The 17,348-nt window shown below is 45.9% G+C and carries 19 protein-coding genes and 1 other RNA gene; 3 read left to right on the forward strand and 17 right to left on the reverse strand.

The window, feature by feature from the left end:
• The first annotated feature begins 33 nt into the window (after nt 1-33).
• Complete coding sequence (gene ligA, locus FNE76_RS00420) at nt 34-1,992, forward strand: NAD-dependent DNA ligase LigA (RefSeq protein ID WP_120948215.1); 1,959 nt, start codon at nt 34-36, stop codon at nt 1,990-1,992.
• Here the strand turns inward: ligA and FNE76_RS00425 are convergent.
• The 17 genes from FNE76_RS00425 to ffs all read right to left on the reverse strand — a co-directional run bounded on the left by FNE76_RS00425 (nt 1,989) and on the right by ffs (nt 14,772).
• Entirely contained in the window at nt 1,989-2,492 is a 504-nt protein-coding gene (locus tag FNE76_RS00425; protein ID WP_120948216.1) for an FKBP-type peptidyl-prolyl cis-trans isomerase, read from the reverse strand. The genes ligA and FNE76_RS00425 overlap by 4 nt on opposite strands.
• A 41-nt stretch (nt 2,493-2,533) precedes the next feature.
• Nucleotides 2,534-3,613: a tetratricopeptide repeat protein gene (locus FNE76_RS00430; protein WP_143928322.1), complete on the reverse strand. Its 1,080-nt coding sequence runs from the start codon at nt 3,611-3,613 to the stop codon at nt 2,534-2,536.
• A gap of 9 nt (nt 3,614-3,622) precedes the next feature.
• Nucleotides 3,623-4,210 (reverse strand): OmpA family protein, encoded by a 588-nt coding sequence (locus FNE76_RS00435; RefSeq protein ID WP_120948065.1) that lies wholly within the window; start codon nt 4,208-4,210, stop codon nt 3,623-3,625.
• 57 nt (nt 4,211-4,267) lie between these two features.
• The gene (tolB, locus tag FNE76_RS00440) at nt 4,268-5,509 is read right to left on the reverse strand and encodes a Tol-Pal system protein TolB (protein ID WP_120948066.1); all 1,242 of its coding nucleotides are present in this window, start codon (nt 5,507-5,509) and stop codon (nt 4,268-4,270) included.
• Between the two features lie 2 nt (nt 5,510-5,511).
• Nucleotides 5,512-6,300, reverse strand: a complete 789-nt coding sequence (locus tag FNE76_RS00445; RefSeq protein WP_120948067.1) for a TonB C-terminal domain-containing protein — start codon at nt 6,298-6,300, stop codon at nt 5,512-5,514.
• Complete coding sequence (locus FNE76_RS00450; protein ID WP_120948068.1) at nt 6,300-6,704, reverse strand: ExbD/TolR family protein; 405 nt, start codon at nt 6,702-6,704, stop codon at nt 6,300-6,302. The genes FNE76_RS00445 and FNE76_RS00450 overlap by 1 nt, the downstream gene beginning before the upstream one ends.
• Nucleotides 6,704-7,255, reverse strand: a complete 552-nt coding sequence (locus FNE76_RS00455; protein ID WP_120948069.1) for a MotA/TolQ/ExbB proton channel family protein — start codon at nt 7,253-7,255, stop codon at nt 6,704-6,706. Before FNE76_RS00455 ends, FNE76_RS00450 begins: the two co-directional genes overlap by 1 nt.
• A gap of 5 nt (nt 7,256-7,260) precedes the next feature.
• Nucleotides 7,261-7,623 carry an ATP synthase F1 subunit epsilon gene (gene atpC, locus FNE76_RS00460; protein ID WP_162983070.1) on the reverse strand — a complete coding sequence of 121 codons (363 nt, stop codon included), beginning with the start codon at nt 7,621-7,623 and terminating at the stop codon, nt 7,261-7,263.
• Between the two features lie 18 nt (nt 7,624-7,641).
• Entirely contained in the window at nt 7,642-9,105 is a 1,464-nt protein-coding gene (gene atpD / locus FNE76_RS00465; RefSeq protein WP_185962941.1) for a F0F1 ATP synthase subunit beta, read from the reverse strand.
• 14 nt (nt 9,106-9,119) lie between these two features.
• The gene (gene atpG / locus FNE76_RS00470; protein ID WP_120948071.1) at nt 9,120-10,037 is read right to left on the reverse strand and encodes an ATP synthase F1 subunit gamma; all 918 of its coding nucleotides are present in this window, start codon (nt 10,035-10,037) and stop codon (nt 9,120-9,122) included.
• 8 nt (nt 10,038-10,045) lie between these two features.
• On the reverse strand, nt 10,046-11,557 hold the full coding sequence (atpA, locus tag FNE76_RS00475; RefSeq protein ID WP_120948072.1) for a F0F1 ATP synthase subunit alpha: 1,512 nt from the start codon (nt 11,555-11,557) through the stop codon (nt 10,046-10,048).
• Nucleotides 11,558-11,575: 18 nt separating this feature from the next.
• Complete coding sequence (locus FNE76_RS00480; protein ID WP_120948073.1) at nt 11,576-12,109, reverse strand: F0F1 ATP synthase subunit delta; 534 nt, start codon at nt 12,107-12,109, stop codon at nt 11,576-11,578.
• Nucleotides 12,106-12,630, reverse strand: a complete 525-nt coding sequence (locus FNE76_RS00485; protein ID WP_235852227.1) for a F0F1 ATP synthase subunit B family protein — start codon at nt 12,628-12,630, stop codon at nt 12,106-12,108. Before FNE76_RS00485 ends, FNE76_RS00480 begins: the two co-directional genes overlap by 4 nt.
• 11 nt (nt 12,631-12,641) lie before the next feature.
• Nucleotides 12,642-13,067, reverse strand: a complete 426-nt coding sequence (locus tag FNE76_RS00490) for a F0F1 ATP synthase subunit B family protein (RefSeq protein WP_120948075.1) — start codon at nt 13,065-13,067, stop codon at nt 12,642-12,644.
• Nucleotides 13,068-13,119: 52 nt separating this feature from the next.
• Nucleotides 13,120-13,743, reverse strand: coding sequence for a biotin--[acetyl-CoA-carboxylase] ligase (locus tag FNE76_RS00495; protein WP_120948076.1), 624 nt, complete (start codon nt 13,741-13,743; stop codon nt 13,120-13,122).
• On the reverse strand, nt 13,743-14,651 hold the full coding sequence (gene fmt, locus FNE76_RS00500; protein ID WP_120948077.1) for a methionyl-tRNA formyltransferase: 909 nt from the start codon (nt 14,649-14,651) through the stop codon (nt 13,743-13,745). Before fmt ends, FNE76_RS00495 begins: the two co-directional genes overlap by 1 nt.
• A 23-nt stretch (nt 14,652-14,674) precedes the next feature.
• Nucleotides 14,675-14,772: signal recognition particle sRNA small type (gene ffs / locus FNE76_RS00505), an RNA gene on the reverse strand.
• A gap of 80 nt (nt 14,773-14,852) precedes the next feature.
• On the opposite strand from ffs, the gene FNE76_RS00510 reads away from it, so the two are divergent.
• Together FNE76_RS00510 and FNE76_RS00515 are read left to right on the forward strand one after the other, a co-directional pair.
• Nucleotides 14,853-16,262 (forward strand): COG3014 family protein, encoded by a 1,410-nt coding sequence (locus FNE76_RS00510; protein ID WP_185962943.1) that lies wholly within the window; start codon nt 14,853-14,855, stop codon nt 16,260-16,262.
• Between the two features lie 49 nt (nt 16,263-16,311).
• The gene (locus FNE76_RS00515; protein WP_185962944.1) at nt 16,312-17,232 is read left to right on the forward strand and encodes an LPP20 family lipoprotein; all 921 of its coding nucleotides are present in this window, start codon (nt 16,312-16,314) and stop codon (nt 17,230-17,232) included.
• The last annotated feature ends 116 nt before the right edge of the window (nt 17,233-17,348 follow it).

Genomic DNA, 17,348 nt, shown 5'->3' on the forward strand with positions numbered 1-17,348 from the left:
CTAAATTAACGCCATTATAGCAAGAGCTAGCAAATGATACAAACTTTTAAGGGCTACCAGCTCTTGGTTTCCCAGTTGGTCAAGTGGGCACATCATTATTATGTCTTGGCCGATCCTTTGGTCAGCGATGCCCAGTATGATGCGTGTTACCGCCAAGCCCTAGAGTATGAAGCCAAGCACCCCCAAGAGATTTTGCCCCACTCGCCCACCCAGCGTGTGGGCGGGGTTATTTTGGATCACTTGCCAAAAAAAGTGCATTTGGTGCGTATGTGGAGCTTGGACAATGTCTTTAATGGCACCGAGTTGCAAACATGGCTTAGCCGCGTTTTCAAAGACTATCCCAATGCCACCTTCACTTGTTCGCCCAAACTTGATGGCGCATCACTCAATCTCTACTATGAAGGCGGGCAATTGCAGAGTGCTACCATGCGCGGCAATGGCACAGAGGGCGAGCTTGTAACCCATAATGCCAAAACGATTCAATCTATCCCGCTCAACATCCCCTACACAAAGCCTATCGAGATTCGCGGGGAGGTAGTGCTCAAAAAGAATGATTTTTTTACCCTCAACAAGCAACGCCTAGAACGACAAGAACCCTTATTTGCTAACGCTAGGAACGCTGCTGTGGGGAGCTTACGCCAATTAGACTCCAGCATCGCTGCCAAACGTAAACTCAGCTTTTTACCTTGGGGATTAGGGCATATCGATTCTAGTAACCCAAGTTTTAAGGCGATGATGGATCAAGTGATTAGCTGGGGTTTTTTGAACCTAGAGTTTATCGCCTGCCAAAACGCTGGACAAATCCAACAAGCCTATAGTCAGTTATTAGCCAAGCGTGCCCAAGCCCCCTTTGAAATGGACGGGATGGTGATTGTGATTGATGATTGGGGCTTACAAGAAGAATTGGGTTGGACGATCAAAGCCCCGCGTTTTGCGATTGCTTACAAATTCCCTGCCCTAGAGAAACACACCCGCTTATTAGGGGTATTGCCACAAGTGGGGCGTAGCGGGGTGGTAACACCTGTAGCGCTTTTAGAGCCTATAGAATTGGAGGGTGCGACTATTTCTAGGGCTACTCTGCACAATTACACCGAAGTGCAAAAAAAAGATATTTGCCTAAATGATGTCGTAGTGGTGATTAGGAGCGGGGATGTGATCCCCAAGATTATTAAGCCCTTAACCCACTTGCGTGATGGTACACAAACCCCCATCACCCCCCCCACGCATTGCCCGGAGTGCCAAAGCGAGTTGGCTAGCCAAGAACCTTTTTTGATCTGCACGCACACCACTTGCCCAGCACGGATCAAAAAAAGTCTCGTTTATTTTGCCTCTAAAGAAGGCTTAGAGATAGAGGGCTTGGCGCAAAAAAGCGTCGATCAACTCTATCAAAGGGGCTTACTTTCCAATATTGCCAGTCTTTACGATCTCAAATTAGAAGATTTGCTAGCTCTGCCTGGCTGGAAACACAAAAAGGCTCAAAATCTCATAGAGAGCATTGCCAACACCAAGCACGCCCCGCTGTGGCGTTTTATCAATGCGCTAGGAATCGAGCATATCGGCAAAGCAGCCAGTCAAAAATTAGCCCAAACTTTCGGGTTGGAGGTTTTTTTGCAGAGTGTGGAGCAAATCCAAGCGATCGAGGGTTTTGGGAGTCAAATGGCGAACTGTTTTGTGGATTTTGCCCACCAAAATATTTCTTTGATCCAAGAACTTTTAGAGCGCATCCAGCCACGGACCCCCCCAAAATCCCAACCATCTTTTTCTTTTCTGGCGGGTAAAAATGTGGTGATCACGGGCACTTTAAGCCAGCCTAGGGCACAAGTGGTTAGTCGCCTAGAGCAACTCGGCGCGCATGTCCAAACAGGGGTGAGCCAAACGACAGATTATTTAATTTGCGGAGAAAACCCCGGGAACAAGCTAGAAAAGGCGCGTAAGCTAGGAATTGAAATCCTAGATGAGGCTAGCTTGCTAGAAAAACTAGGTGCACTCTAGTGTGAGCACCCACACCCACCCCCGCAACATTTTTTAGCACCCCCGCCATGCCCGCGCAAAATCTCTTGTTCAGAGGCCTCTCTAAAGCCTAGTACCTTGAGATCAAAAACCAGTTCCTTGCCTGCTAAGGGGTGGTTATAATCCAACATCACCATTTTATCGCTAAAATCTTTCACACTCACCTGCACGCTCTGGTTATTTTCGCCCTGTCCAAAGAGGGTCATGCCCCGCTCTAACTCAATCCCCTCAAACTGATCTCTGGGGACTTCTTGGAGATAATCGGTGCGGTATTCGCCATAGGCTTCATGGGGGGGGATGGCAACACTAAAGCTCTCGCCCACTTTGGCATGCAAAACTGCCTTTTCAATCCCTACAATCACCTGTCCAGCACCCATCAAAAACTCTAGGGGCTTTTGCCCCACATTGGAATCTAAAATTTCTTGGGTGGCTTGATCGCGTACTTGGTATTCAATGATGGCAACTTGTGCTTGTTCTTGCATTAGATGTCCTTTCTTTTTAGGTGGGCTATTGTAGCATAAACCTAGTGTTTGGACTCTGTTTTCTGCCTTTTTTGCAAAATCTCAGTGGCTTTTTTGCCCTGCTCGCTTTGGGGGTAGAGTTGGCTTAAAGAGCGCATGAATCGTTCAAAATTAGCCTGATCCTTCAAAAACCCAAAAGACCAAGCGGTGTGCCAAAGCAAAATGGGCATGTAGGTGGTTTTATCCTTGATGAGGGCACTATGCTTGTAAAAGCTAATCGCTTGGGTGTAGTGCTTTTGTTCATAGGCGCATTCTCCAGCCATGTAATAGCTATAGGCAGGTCGGTACTTGATTTCGCCCAACCACTCAAACCGTGCGCCCGCTTGCTCGTGTTGCTTGTGGCGGAAAAGTTTCAAAGCCTCTTGAAAAATCTCTTTGCGCTTGCCATAATCTTTGATAAAGGACTGCGGGACTTGGGGAGCGGACTCTTTGGAGGGGGAGGAGGAGGTGGGGACGATCACGGGCGGGGTTTGGGGGGAGGGGGTAGTTGCTGGAGCTGGAGCTTGGGATGGTGGGGTAGGGACTTGGGGGGGGGTGGTTTTTTCTTGGATTATCTTTTCTTGGATGCGGGCAAGCTCTTGGAGTTTTTGGGCATTTGCCTGCGCTTGATCATCAATGGATTTTTGGATAGTTGCCAACTTACTAGCAAAATCGGTATTCATCTGCGTGATGAGCTGGTTGGTAGCGGCAATTTTTTGATCGAGTTGTTGGAGGGCGTTTTTATTGCTCTCCACTTGGGTTTTGAGGGTTTCTAACAAGTTGGCTTGGCTTTTGAGCATGTCTGCTTGCATCTCTTGGGTTGCCTTCAAGGATTTGAGGGCTTGATCGTGGCTCTCTAGCGTTGTGGAGAAGTCATGCAACTTGGCTGCTTGGCCTTTAAAAAGATTATTGAGCCCATCTTGGTGTTGTGAAAGCGCATCGGTTTGGTTTTGTAGAGTGGTGAGGATATTTTCTAAATTCCGGTTACTGGATTTGAGCGTGTTGAGCTCTTGTTTGGTCGCACCACTCTGCAAATCAAAAGCAGAGGGCTCGGCACAAAGAACCCCCAAAAGCCCTACATACAGTCCAAAACGGGACACCACAACACCCACCTAATCCACCACTTTAATATTCACTCTTCTGTTCTTGCGGTAACACTCTTTGACTTTTTCTTGGCATGCTGGCTTGGTCTCTCCATAGCTGACAATCTTAATCGTCTCCTTGGGAATGCCCTTGACAATCAAAGCCCGCTTGACGCTCAAGGCACGTTTTAAGCCCAATGCAAAATTATATTCGCCCGTGCCAAATTCGTCCGTATTGCCTTCTAAGAGGACTTTCATGTGTGAATCTTTAATCTTTTGCACACTCTCATCGATCACATCTTGCATGTCTGTGCGCACGCTGTATTTGTCAAAGTCAAAGTAAATTTCTCCAATGATCGTGCCACTAGGGAAAGTAGCCTTGGGGGGTTCTGGGGTTGGAGCGGGTTGGGGTTCTGGCTGTGGCTGTGGGGCGGGCTGTGGAGCTGGTGTGGGTTGGGGTTGCACCTGCTCTTTTTGCATGGTCTGATCCTGCTTAAAGGCGGGCTGTGGAGCTGGTGTGGGTTGCTCAGGAGGTAAAGTTGCCGGGGGCACATGGCGACCAGCACAGCCCACAACTAACAAACCAAGCAAAAGAACTCCCTTCATCGTTGCGTTCATAACCATCCTTGAAACTAATTTTCCTGATTATATAACAAAACTTTAAAAAACCAGTGATCACCAATCAAAGGATTGGATGTTAATGCCCTTCAGCGGAAAAAGATAGCTTTGGTTATAATCTAGCAAGATTACACCTAGCGCACTTTGTTGGGCTGCTTTTTTGACAAACATGATCGCCTTGCCATCTTCAGAGAAGTGGGGCATTTGATTGACTCCGCTAGCAGTCAAACGGCGGACATGGTTGCTTTTGAGCGTGATCATGTAGAGATTGAAAGCACTTTGTCCATTCTCATCGCGTTCTTCACGGCTCACAAAGGCAATTTTATTTCCAAAAGCACTCACCGAATCGTTATTTTGGGCATAATAGACCACCTGCTCGGCGGGAGCATTGGGGTTAAGCTTTTTGATATAAATATTTGGCTGACCAGATCGATCGGAGACAAAAACCATGGACTTGGCATGGTTGATAAAAATACCAGAAACATCAATCCCGCTGTATTGGGTCAAGCGTTCTTGGGTTTTTTTGGCCGTGTCGTATAAAAAAATATCAGATTGCCCCTCGGGTGCTAGGGTTAAAAGCAATTTTTTTCCATCAGGACTTACACTAGAAACGGCAGCCATCCCCTCGCTTTGGGCAATGACCTCACTAGAGCCATCTTGGATATTGTATTTAACGATGGTGGGTTCTTGGAGATATTGCGTATAATAGATCTCTGTTTGTTCGGTATTGGCCCATTTGGGGAAGAGATTTAACAAATTGTTTTGGATGATGTCCTTTTGGTAGGTCAGCGTGTAGTCTGCCACCGCAATATTGGTAACCCCGGGTTCGATATAGCGCGCAAAGACCACTAGGCGATTCATCCAAGCCACAGAGGGCAAGTTTAGACTAGCATGGGCATCTGTTGCCACATGGTGGGCGATGAAGGGGTAGAGGGTTTTATCCTCAAAGGCATAATCCTTAATGCTCTGAATATTCTTGTTTTGGACATCATGGATACGGACATTAACTTGAGTGGGCTCTTCCATGCTTAATTCGACCAATAGGCGCACACCCTGAGAAGCTAGCGCATTGTAGTTAGGGTTGTTAGGTTGTTGCAACCCGCCCGTAATGACTTTAAAATGCCCACTGATCTTCAAATCGGCTAAGAGCATGGTGTAAATTTTTTTGAGATAGGGGCTTTGGGGGTTGGTGTAGCGCACTTCAACTTTAGAGAGTTTTTGAATGGTTTTGATAATATCTAAATCCGCATCGGCAGCAAAGAGGCACGAGGCGCACAGCACAAGCCATAAAATCCGCATCATTAATCCTTTGTTTTAAAATTAACTTGGAGAGTGATCGCCCGTCTGCCCGGATAGGGGGGGAAGGTTTTGTTTTTTAGGGCACTTAAGAAGGTGAACACTTGTTGGTTAAAATCGGCAAAAGGAGAGGGTTTGACCACGCTAAACTGCAGTTTGCCCTCCTCTGAAATGTAAATTATCACACTTGCTTGGGTTTTTTGGTAAAAGTGCAAATGCCATTGATCGTCTAGGATTTTGTAAATTTGTTGCACCCAAGCTTTAAATTCTTGATCCGATGTGTTTTCTTTTTGGGGCACTTGGAAATCAATGTCCTTATTTTTAATGACCTGCAAATGCTCCTGAAAATTATTTAAACTGCTCTGCAAATCCTTAAAGGCTTGCTGGTGTTGGTTGAATTGAATCCCTTGTAATAACTCTTGAGCTTGCCGCATTTGCTGGATTTGCTCCTTGCTCACGCTAGGCTGAGGCGGGGGTGTGGCTTTTTTAGGGCTGGGTGGGGCATGTTTAAACCCCTGAATGGATGAAAACACATCTTGCACGCCCAAGTCTTGTTTAAAGGGGTTTTGGTCGGGTTGAGGGGTGTTTTTGGGAGGGGTTGGGATGGGTTTAGGGGTCTCTTTGGGTGCAGGCAACTTAGCAGGAGTTTCGACTAAAAAATCAATATCCATAGTTTGCAAAATCGTAGGGGTAGGTTTAGGGGTTTGGATTTGTATTAAAAGCAGACTTAATAAAAACGCATAGGTTATGCATGCCAAAAATCCCGATCCCACAAAGAGAACTTGGTTTTTCATCACGCACTGGTTACTAGAGAAACCTTATGAAAGCCCGCCTCTCTAATATTTTTGAGTAAAAAAATGATGTGATCGTAGATCAAGCCTTTGTCGGCTCGGATATAAACGGGGGTGTTTTTAGGGTATTGGGTAGCAATTTGCAAAAATGCTTTGGGGAAGGAGGCAAGTTGGTAGGTGTCTTTATTGATGTAAATATTGCCCTTAATGTCCATGCGGATTTCCAAAATCTTGTTCTTAGGGGTGTTGGTGTTTTTGGAACCTTTGGGCAATTCTATCGATTCGTGGTAAGTGAGGGTGGGCGTGGTGATCATCAAGATCGCCAACAAAACCAACATAATATCCACTAAGGGTGTGATATTCAGTTCTGGTTTGTCATTGTCCCAATCATCTACTACATAAGACATTACTTCTCTTTGGCTACCAAAACATCAATTTGCATTTGCACGAACACGGACAGATCATAGACTTTGCGCTTTAAGATCAAAAAGAAGGAATAAGCCGGAATAGCGGTTAAAATGCCCGCTGCAGTGGCTACTAGGGCTTTTGAGATGACCGGGGCGATGATCTCAAAAGAGACTTGCCCACCTGTGCCCAAATGCCCAAAGGCATTCAAAATCTCCACCACTGTTCCAAACAAGCCCACAAAGGGTGCGGTGGAAGCCACGATACTCAGCACCACTAACCCGGTGGTATTTTGCTTGAGCACCTGCCCCTTCCACACAGACAAGAGCTCGTGGGATACCCGTGCGCCAATTTCTTTAAATAACTTGAAGTTAGGCATCTCTTGGCGGCCATCAATAATGGCTTCTAGGGAATCCTTCTCACGCATAATATTGCTTTTAATGGAAACATATTTGTAAAAAAATATCCACAAGGTTAAAATAAAATACAGTGAAAGCAAAGCGATCACCGCAATGGTTACCCAACCACTCTCATTAAAAAAGTCAGCGATCACGACGGCTACCTTAAACCATGTGCTTCAATTTTGGCGATCACGCTAGAAATTGCGATGCGATCGGAAGTGGCATCTTCTAGGAGCTTTTTAGCCTTATAGACCTCATCGTCACCCTTGATAAACACTGCCCCATCGGCCAAAATATCCACGCTCGCATGCTTGACTTCAACATACCCCCAGTTGATCGCAATCAAACTAATTTGCTGTTCCCTTTCAATTTCAACCACCCCACTTTTGAGCAAAGAAACCATGTTGCTATGCCCTTTGAGCACGCCAAATTCACCCTCTGCTCCGGGTAGAGTGATGCGATCCACTTGACCGGCAAAAATCTCACCTTGTGGCACCACAATGCTAACCATTAAGTCCATCGCACCCATCACCTAGCCTTATGCGCTTTTTTCTTTTTTGTCCCGCCCCTCAGTTTTCATTTTCTCATGTTTTTCGATGACCTCTTGGATACTCCCTACCATGTAGAAGGCGTTCTCGGGAATATCATCGTATTTGCCCTCCAAAATCCCCCCAAAACCTTCTAGGGTTTCTTTGAGGGTTACATACTTGCCCGGGCTACCCGTAAAGACCTCTGCTACAAAAAAGGGCTGGGATAGAAATTTCTCCACTTTACGGGCGCGCTCCACGATTCGCTTATCTTCCTCAGAGAGTTCATCCATCCCCAAAATCGCAATGATGTCTTGCAAATCTTTATATTTCTGCAAGATCTGTTGAATCCCAGTAGCGACTTTATAGTGCAAGTCCCCGATCACTTGGGGGTCTAAGATGCGCGAAGTGGAATCGAGCGGATCGACAGCCGGATAAATGCCCTTCTCAGCAATTTTGCGGTTTAAAACCGTGGTGGCATCCAAGTGGGCAAATACAGAGGCTGGGGCGGGGTCGGTCAAGTCATCGGCGGGCACATACACCGCTTGCACGGAAGTTATCGAACCTTTTTTGGTGGAGGTGATACGCTCTTGGAGTTTGCCCATTTCGCTGGCTAGTGTAGGTTGGTAACCCACAGCAGAGGGGATACGTCCCAATAACGCCGACATTTCTGCTCCTGATTGGGCGTATCTAAAGATATTATCAATAAACATGAGAATATCCAAGCCCTTTTCATCTCTAAAGTATTCTGCCATAGTCAAACCCGTAAAAGCAATGCGATTCCTTGCCCCCGGGGGTTCATTCATCTGCCCATAGCACAGCGCGACTTTATCTAAAACGCCCCCCTCTTTCATCTCGTGGTAAAGGTCGTTGCCCTCTCTAGTGCGCTCGCCTACGCCCGCAAACACAGAGTAACCGCTGTGCTTATAGGCAACATTGTGGATGAGCTCCATGATGATCACGGTTTTACCCACACCCGCACCCCCAAACAAGCCTACTTTACCGCCCTTAGAATAAGGGGCCAATAAATCCACAACCTTAATCCCGGTTTCAAACATTTCGGTTTTGGTACTTTGTTGTTCAAAGGCAGGGGCGACGCGGTGGATAGGCCAAAGGGTGGGTTCTTTTAAGGATTCTTTGTCATCAATCACTTCGCCCACAACATTAAAGATACGCCCCAAGACCGCCTCCCCTACGGGCACTTCGATCATCTTGCCCCTTGCGACTACCTTTTGCCCCCGTGTGAGCCCCTCTGTCATGTCCATCGCAATGGTGCGCACGCGTTTATCCCCCAAGTGTGCCGCCACCTCTAAGACCAAGTGTTTGCTCTCCCCATCAAAATCATAAACCACATCTAGGGCTTCATAAATCATGGGGAGATAGGAATCAAAATCCACATCCACCACAGGACCCATCACCTGAATGATGTGCCCCTCTTTTTTATCCTTGCCAACTTGCATGTTTTGATCTTCCATGTCTTCTCCTTAAACTATCTAATCGCTTCCACGCCGGCATTAATCTCGACAAGCTCAGTGGTGATCGCCTCTTGACGTGCCTTGTTATAAGAGATTGTGAGCGAACGCACCAAATCAGCAGCGTTATTGGTCGCTGTGTCCATCGCCTGCATGCGCGCGCTATGCTCGGCTGCTAGGGAATCGAGCAAAGCGTAATACATGTTAAACTCAATGAATTTTTTAGCTAAAGCATCTAAGATCACACCCTCTTCATCATCAGGTTCGACCATGATCCCCTCCTGTGTCTCTCCACTATGGAGACTATTTTCTTCTAGTTGGGTGCTATCAAATTCTAATGGAAGTATCTTTTTGATTTTGATCTGCTGGGAGATCATGTTTTTAAACCCATTATGGATAATCACCACGCTATCGGTCAAACCATTCAAATAATCTTGCACCGCCCTATCAATAAAGGCACTTGCGCGATCATAATCAGGTGAGGAGCTCAAATCTAAAGCCTTATCCAGTAAGCTAATCCCGTTGTAAGCAAAATACGCTACACCCTTTTTGCCAATCCCCCTTAAGCGCACCTTAATCCCTTGTTCTTTATAGTGGTTAATCAAACGCACCACTTCTTTGATGGTAGCAACATTAAAGCCCCCACAAAGCCCCTTATCAGCTGTAACAAAGATAATATCAATCTTTTGGATTTGGGTTTTTTCTAATTGGAAAAAATACTGGCTTTCAATACTTTTTAAACCCCTAGTCTTGATCTTGGCACAAATATCGGCAAAAACTTCGTTGAGCTTGCGGGCAAAAATCTTAGAGCGGCGTGCCACTTCTTCGGTTTTTTTAAGCTTAGAAGTGGAAACGAGTTTCATGGCACGGGTCGTTTTTTGGGTATTCTTAACACTGGCGATTTTTTTTCTAATTTCTTTTAAACTCCCACCCATGTGCCCCCCTAAATCACAAACCCGATTTTAAATTCTTCAATCGCAACTTTTAACATGGCTTCTAAATCCTTGTCTAAGGCTTTCTTGGTGCGGATATCCTCTAAAATATTAGAATACTTGGACTCCAAGAAAGGATAAAGGCTCTCTTCAAACTGCACCACCTTATTAGCCGGGATACCATCTAAAAAGCCCTTGACACCGGTATAGATAATCACAATCTGCTTTTCAATGGGCAGGGGCGAGTAGGGGGGTTGTTTGAGCACTTCTACCATGCGTTGCCCCCGTTCTAATTGTTTGCGACTCACTTCGTCTAAATCAGAAGCAAATTGCGAAAAAGCTTGCAATTCTCTATACTGGGCTAAATCCAAGCGCAAAGTGCCGGCAACTTGTTTGGTGCCCTTAATTTGCGCCGCCCCACCCACACGAGACACGGATAAGCCAACATTGATCGCCGGGCGGATACCGGAGTAAAACAAGTCAGTTTCTAAGAAAATCTGCCCGTCTGTGATGGAGATCACATTCGTGGGGATATAAGCCGACACATCGCCTGCTTGGGTTTCAATGATGGGGAGGGCTGTCAGCGAGCCTGCCCCCTTTTCATCACTCATTTTAGCCGCACGCTCGAGCAATCTGGAGTGGATATAGAACACATCGCCGGGGAAGGCTTCGCGCCCGGGGGGTCGGCGCAAAATCAAAGAGATTTCGCGATAAGCCACAGCGTGCTTGCTTAGATCATCATAAATAATCAAAGCGTGCCGCCCTTGATCTCTGAAATATTCCCCAATAGTCACCCCAGCATAGGGGGCCAAATATTGCATCGCTGGGGAGGCAGAGGCGGGGGCATTGACCACAACACTATATTCCATTGCCCCATATTCCTCTAATTTGCGCACCACCTGTGCCACGGTGGATTCTTTTTGCCCAATCGCCACATAGATGCAGATCACATTTTGATCTTTTTGGTTAATGATTGTGTCGATTGCCACGGTGGTTTTACCGGTTTGCTTGTCCCCGATGATGAGCTCTCTTTGCCCGCGCCCAATGGGCACAAGCGCATCGATTGCTTTAATGCCGGTTTGCAAGGGCTCATGCACGGATTTACGATCCATAATCCCCGGGGCCTTTTGCTCCACAAACTTAAAGGTGTCTGCCCCCAATGCACCTTTGCCATCTAAGGGTTCGCCCAGTGTGTTAATCACCCTCCCCACGACAGCATCACCTACCGGCACTTTCATTAATTGCTTGGTACGTCTAACAGAAGTCCCTTCTTTAATGTGCTTCCCACCCCCCAAAACGATCACCCCAATACTCCCCTCTTCTAGGTTGGAAGCCAGTCCACGATCACCGGTGTCAAATTCCACCACTTCATAAGACATCACATCTTTAAGCCCATAAACCTTAGCCACGCCATCAGCATAAGCGATTACCCGCCCTACCTGCGTGATATTGACATCTAACTCAAAATTTTCAATTCTCTCCTTAATGAGGGCACTAATCTCATCTGCTTTTAACTTTGGCACTTTATCTCCTTGTTATTTTTAGACCGCTTCCATGATATGGTGCTTGAGTTGGGCAAAAAAATTGTCTCTATAAAAGGCGATCTCAAGCCCTAAACCCGGAATATCCAGCTTAATCCCCTCCATTTCCTCATCCACAAAGACTTTTAAACTCAGGCCAACTTCCAAGCGATCGGATACCTTGTGTTCCAAGTGCTTGAGTTGTTCCAAAGACACCTCTTGGTTAGTGTATAAAAACCCCCTATAAATACTTTTCTTTTCTTGTATCCAGCTAAGCAAATCTTGGTAGATATGGGGCAACAAACCTAGGCGCTTGTGTGTTGCCAAAAGGCGGATCAAATTACGCACCCTGCTGTCTTGTTCTTCTAAAACGCTGGTCAAAAGCTCCTCTTTAAAAGAACTAGGATAATAAGGCGAATGGATGATCTCCACAAACTCGGCATGATCATAGAAAGCTACCAAACCCTCTAGGGTCTGCACAACTTGCTCGAGATCTTGAGCCTGAAAGCTATCTTGCAACGCTTTGGCATATTTTTTAGCGACCAGTTCTATCATGGGATGACCCTTTGGTGGAGGAGGTGCATATAAGTGGGCAGATTAAAATGGGCTTGTTTGGATTTAAAGAGTTCTTCAAGCACCTCATCGATCACTTCTTGTTGGACCTTGACTTCCTCTTTGTCCATCAGACTCTGGTGGTTTTTGATGAGCTTTTCTATGGCGATTTTAGAGAGTTGCTCGTGTTTTTGGGTCAAAAGATAGGCTTCTTGTTTGGCATTGGAGAGAATTTGGCTGGCCTTTTGCTTGGCTTCCTCTAAAGAGCGCAATGCCTGTTCCTTTTCCTCTTTGATGGCTTGGCGTTCCTCCTGTAAACTGCTGAGTTTCTCAGAGATGCGCGCCCGCCGTTGTAACAACATCTTTTTTAAAGCCCCCCCCATCGCATACCACAAAATTCCCATGAACAAAATGAAATTCAAGACCCGTTCCACAATATCTGTTTGGGAAATGTCCATTGCCTCCCCACCACTTGCCCAACACAAAGCCCCTAAAGCCAACACCCCGACCAACACGCGCTCCATCAAAGGTAACCCTACATTTGAGATATTTTTAATTTCAACGATGCCTCCAAAGCAGGCAAATCCTGCAACAATTGTAATTTCAAATTACTTTTACTTTCCTTTAATTGCGTGGCAAAACGCTTATAGTCTTTGTTGAGCTCCTCCTCTTTTTGCGCCAACACCACTTCATAGTTAGAGCGGGCTTGCTGGAGGGCATCTTGCAAAATTTTATCCGCTTGCAACCGTGCCTCTCTTAGTAGATTCTTGGCCTCTTGTTTGCTAGCAACGATCTCTTTGGTGGTGTTGTCGATAAACTGCCGATCTTTTTGCATAGAACCCTCCCGCCCGTCCATGTTAGCCAACAGAGGCTGATAGACCCATAGATGCAAGAGCCACATCAGCACGATAAAAGTAACAAACACGACCAACATTAAATACAAATTGATAGAGATATTCATGCCTATTCCTTAACGATTAAAGGGTTATCTTAACAAAGCTTGGCTTAAAACATCAGCGGTAGCTATAGTATTTTTTGCCCGCGATGAGCAAAGCCCCATCTTCTAGCAAGTGCGCCTCTTTAAAAAATATTTGTTGATCGCCTTGCTTGAAGTGCAAATCGTAGTGGTTAGTTTTAAACTCTAAACTATAGGGCTCTAGGACACTTAGCCACGAGGGTTTAGCCTCTAACATGGCAAAAAAACGCGTTAAAACCTCTGTCGAATCGACCTCTCCTAGGGCACCATGCTGGCTGGCTTGCAAATTAAGACCAATCCCGCACACCACCACATTGTGGCAAATCTGGGTCATCACGCCCCCTATTTTGGCTTTTTCCTTATAAAGGTCATTGGGCCACTTGAGCCACACGCAGGGTGTTTGCAAACTCTGTTTAAACAAATACCCAAAATACACGCTCCAACTCTGTTGGGGCACATCAGAGCTTAGATCGCCTAAAGGGTAGGCAAAAGAGAAGGTCAAGGCCTTTTCTACACTCTCCCATACCTGATGGCGGCTACCAATCCCAGAACTTTGGTGCCTAGCCACTACACAGACGGGTAAATCCAGTGTTCCATCTTTGATTTGTTGGAGCAAATAAAGCTGGGTAGAGGGTAGAGTTTTAAAATAACAAAAGCGCATCACTCTAAAATATCATGGATTTTTAAACGCTTGCCACTCAAATAAGCTTTAGCCTCTACTTTTTGCTTGCCCGGGGCTTGCAAGGCAGAGATTTTCAAACTTCCTTTTTGGCAACCAATGATGACGCTTTGATTCTCCATGCCAAGAATGATCCCAGGTTGGTGGGTTTGGCTAGACTCCAAGAGTTGCACGCCAAAGAGTTTTAAACCACTTTTTAAAAACACCCCCGGCCATGGATCATAGGCCAAAGACTTTAAAAAAAGAGACTTGGCACACCCAAAGACGACCAAACCATCGGTCTTGCTGATTTTCTTGCAATAGGTGGCTTGGGCATGATCTTGGGGTTGGGGCGTGATGTTGGCTAGATTATTGAGCACATGGCCTACCAACTGAGCACCCATCGGAGCTAAACGCGCGCCCAACTCCCCTAAATTTAAATACCCCTCTGGTTTAAAGGAGGCTGTGCCTAAGATATCCCCCTCATCCATTTTAGCACTCATTGCAATCACGCTCACGCCAAAGGTAGGCAGATCGTGTAAAATCATCTCTTGCATGGGGGATGCCCCCCTAAATTGGGGCAAGAGCGAGCCATGCAAATTCAGACAAGGGGCGATGTCCAAAAAGGCTTGGGGTAAAATCTTGCCATAGGCGACCACCACGATCGCATCGGGTTTGAGCGTGCGTATTTTGTCTATGAAGGGTGCATCGATTTTGGCGGGCTCAAAAATGGGAATAGCTGGGTTGTGTTGTTGTAAAAAGGCTTTTGTGGGCATATCTTTGAGCTGTTTAGATCGCCCAAATGGCTTACTAGGCTGGGTTACAAGCCCTAAAATACAAAAACCTTGCTGGATCAAATGTTCTAAGACTACTTGAGCAAACAAGGGTGCACCCATAAAGAGGATTTTCATACGGCCATTCTTTGATCAACTACCTTCCCCCAGATGACTAAGGCACACAAGATATCAAGCTACTCTGCTGTGTTTCCACCCTGAAGCGTTATCCTAACACCCCATTGCATAGGTCTAGGAAAAGGCGAGCCGATTGTAGTTAAAACTTGCTTATACTTTGATAAAATGCAGGCAAATTCAAATGACGGAGACACCGACATAATGCAAACGAAAACCCAACAAACGCCATCAAAACAAAAGAGGAGCTATACGATCTATTGGATCGCTCTCCTGTTTTTATTTCTATACGGTTGTACCGGGGAGCGTGCAGCCTTTGCCCGCTTTGATCACGCCTATTACTCCCCGCTTGGCATGCAAGATGCCTATGCTTTTTCTAAAAAAAGGGGTAAAAAGGACCATAAGAATGCGCTGTTATGGCATTTAGATAATGGCATGAGTGCTCTGATGTTAGGGCATTACAAACAATCCATCCAAGCTTTCAATGCCGCAGAAGCCAGATTTGATCGCCACAGAAATCTCTTTGGGAAGTCTATGGGGGACTTGGGTGCGATCTTGATTAATGACAATGTCAAATCCTACACGGGGAGTGTTTATGAGAGCGTGTTTTTGAATTATTACAAAGCTATGGATTATTTGCTTCTAGGAGACATCAATGGTGCGCGGGTTGAGTTTAACCGCGCCAACGATCGCCAAAGGCGGGCCAAGGAGTTTTACCACAAAGAAATCAAAAAAGCAATTAGCAAGATGCAAGAGAAAGGATCGTCTAAACTCAGCGCACAAGATTCGGCCGCACAGGTTAATGCCATTTTGGCTCAAGATTATTCCAATTTGGATCACTTCCAAGCTTACAGCGATCTGATCAATCCAGCCGTATCCTATCTCTCCGGGCTTTTCTATGCCCTCAACAACGATCGATCTAAGGGCATGGATTACATCAAAGAAGCCTATGGGATCACCCATTCGATCACCACAGGCGAGGATCTTTTATTCTTTGCTAACCCTACAAAAGAAAAATTCACTTGGATTTTTATTGAAGATGGTAAACAAGCGACCAAGCAAGAGTTTAAAATTGATCTCCCCCTGCCCCTGCCTAACGGGGTCTATGATGCCAGCCTAGCCCTCCCACAGTTCCTAGATGGCTCAGATTTTCATAACTCTTTTAGTATCACCACCCCTAGACAAAATAAGGACTTTGAGGAGCTTGTCTATGTAGATGGGCTCATTGCAAGCGAATTTAAAAAACAACTCCCCTACATCCTCACAAGGGCCATTACTTCCACGATTTTAAAGTTAGGGATTGAAGCTCTGTCTAATAACTATTTAGGGGTGATGGGTGGGTTAGTCTCCTCTTTGTTTGCCATGGCCAGTGCCTCTGCGGATATCCGCAACTCAGTAACTTTCCCACGCAAAATTTATATCGCCCGTATCCTCAATACCCCTAATGAACAGGTTTCTATCCAATCTGAAGGGCAACCCATCTACAGCTTTAGCCTGCAACAATGCCCCGCCCACAACATGCTTTTATTGCCTGATACATACTGCTCCAATAAACACAACATCCTTTACATTAGGAGCTTTGAATACACCAACATTGTTAAAGTGTTGTGGTAGTGCTCATTTTTTTATGCTATGATCTGCTAACTTTATTCAAAGGATCGCTATGTTAAAACGATTGTACCTTATCTTTATCTGTGCTCCCCTAGCCCTCAATGCCATCCCCCATTGGTATGAAAAAACACCCACTAACCCGGCTTATTTTTATGGGAGCGGATCGGGATCGAGTAAAGAAGTTGCCAAGCAAAAAGCTTTAAGCGACTTGGCTAGCAGTATTGCGGTGCATGTGGCTTCTGAAACCACCAGCGACACCACTAGGGTAAATAAAACCTTGGACAAACGATCGAGTCAGCGTATCCAACTTGTGGTGGATTCCATCAAGTTTGTCAATGTCCAATTAGACAAACAAGAATGCACGCACCACACATGCTATACCCGTCTTAAACTCAACAAGAACATGTTCTTGTCCCTCTTAGCCAAACGCTACACCAATCTTTACAACACCCTCACTCCCTTTCAGCCTACCCCGGGTTGTCATGGCATTTTTATCAAAGAAAAACAGCAAATCCAAGCCCTCTTGGACAAGATGGAGCCTATGCATGAGATTTTGAGTGCCTATGGACGCACGCCCCAATCCACGCAGTTTTATCAAGACATTATCAAAGCCAACAGCCCCAAGCCTAAAGCCAATATCATTTTTGCAAGCCACTCCGATCAAGAAATTGCCGATGCGATCACAGGACAATATGCCCGCTTTGTGCAACAAACTAACCAGACTGGTTTTTACACCATTGAGAATAAAATCTTTGAGAGTCAAGCCAATGGACAATTCCACATTGGTTTGGAGATCAATATCAAAGATTGCCAACGCCAAATTATCTTTTCCAAACAGCTCAGTGCGGATCAACGCGACAGAGGTGCTGCCATTGAGCGCATCAAAGCGCAAGTCTTCAAACAAATGCGCAATTATCAACAGGGCGTGGGTGCGGGCACAAGCGATATTGATTCGGACAATATAGAGTTTTGATCGGGTGTTGTTTTTGGAGCATTGGCAAGGGTTTCAAGGTGCGCTTTTAGACGAGGCAAGAGGGGTGTCATCCAATACACTTGATTGGGCAGATTGTTACCTCACTACATGATTTG

This window comes from Helicobacter mehlei (assembly GCF_007280785.1).
GTDB classification, from domain to species: Bacteria; Campylobacterota; Campylobacteria; order Campylobacterales; family Helicobacteraceae; genus Helicobacter; species Helicobacter mehlei.

What these genes read in the sequence shown, in the direction of transcription:
- ligA (WP_120948215.1), top strand. Translation starts at nt 34, where the DNA reads ATGATACAAACTTTTAAGGGCTACCAGCTCTTGGTTTCCCAGTTGGTC.
- FNE76_RS00425 (WP_120948216.1), bottom strand. Translation starts at nt 2,492, where the DNA reads ATGCAAGAACAAGCACAAGTTGCCATCATTGAATACCAAGTACGCGAT.
- FNE76_RS00435 (WP_120948065.1), bottom strand. Translation starts at nt 4,210, where the DNA reads ATGAACGCAACGATGAAGGGAGTTCTTTTGCTTGGTTTGTTAGTTGTG.
- tolB (WP_120948066.1), bottom strand. Translation starts at nt 5,509, where the DNA reads ATGCGGATTTTATGGCTTGTGCTGTGCGCCTCGTGCCTCTTTGCTGCC.
- FNE76_RS00445 (WP_120948067.1), bottom strand. Translation starts at nt 6,300, where the DNA reads ATGAAAAACCAAGTTCTCTTTGTGGGATCGGGATTTTTGGCATGCATA.
- FNE76_RS00450 (WP_120948068.1), bottom strand. Translation starts at nt 6,704, where the DNA reads ATGTCTTATGTAGTAGATGATTGGGACAATGACAAACCAGAACTGAAT.
- atpC (WP_162983070.1), bottom strand. Translation starts at nt 7,623, where the DNA reads ATGGACTTAATGGTTAGCATTGTGGTGCCACAAGGTGAGATTTTTGCC.
- atpD (WP_185962941.1), bottom strand. Translation starts at nt 9,105, where the DNA reads ATGGAAGATCAAAACATGCAAGTTGGCAAGGATAAAAAAGAGGGGCAC.
- atpG (WP_120948071.1), bottom strand. Translation starts at nt 10,037, where the DNA reads ATGGGTGGGAGTTTAAAAGAAATTAGAAAAAAAATCGCCAGTGTTAAG.
- FNE76_RS00480 (WP_120948073.1), bottom strand. Translation starts at nt 12,109, where the DNA reads ATGATAGAACTGGTCGCTAAAAAATATGCCAAAGCGTTGCAAGATAGC.
- FNE76_RS00485 (WP_235852227.1), bottom strand. Translation starts at nt 12,630, where the DNA reads ATGGAGCGCGTGTTGGTCGGGGTGTTGGCTTTAGGGGCTTTGTGTTGG.
- FNE76_RS00490 (WP_120948075.1), bottom strand. Translation starts at nt 13,067, where the DNA reads ATGAATATCTCTATCAATTTGTATTTAATGTTGGTCGTGTTTGTTACT.
- FNE76_RS00495 (WP_120948076.1), bottom strand. Translation starts at nt 13,743, where the DNA reads ATGCGCTTTTGTTATTTTAAAACTCTACCCTCTACCCAGCTTTATTTG.
- fmt (WP_120948077.1), bottom strand. Translation starts at nt 14,651, where the DNA reads ATGAAAATCCTCTTTATGGGTGCACCCTTGTTTGCTCAAGTAGTCTTA.
- FNE76_RS00510 (WP_185962943.1), top strand. Translation starts at nt 14,853, where the DNA reads ATGCAAACGAAAACCCAACAAACGCCATCAAAACAAAAGAGGAGCTAT.
- FNE76_RS00515 (WP_185962944.1), top strand. Translation starts at nt 16,312, where the DNA reads ATGTTAAAACGATTGTACCTTATCTTTATCTGTGCTCCCCTAGCCCTC.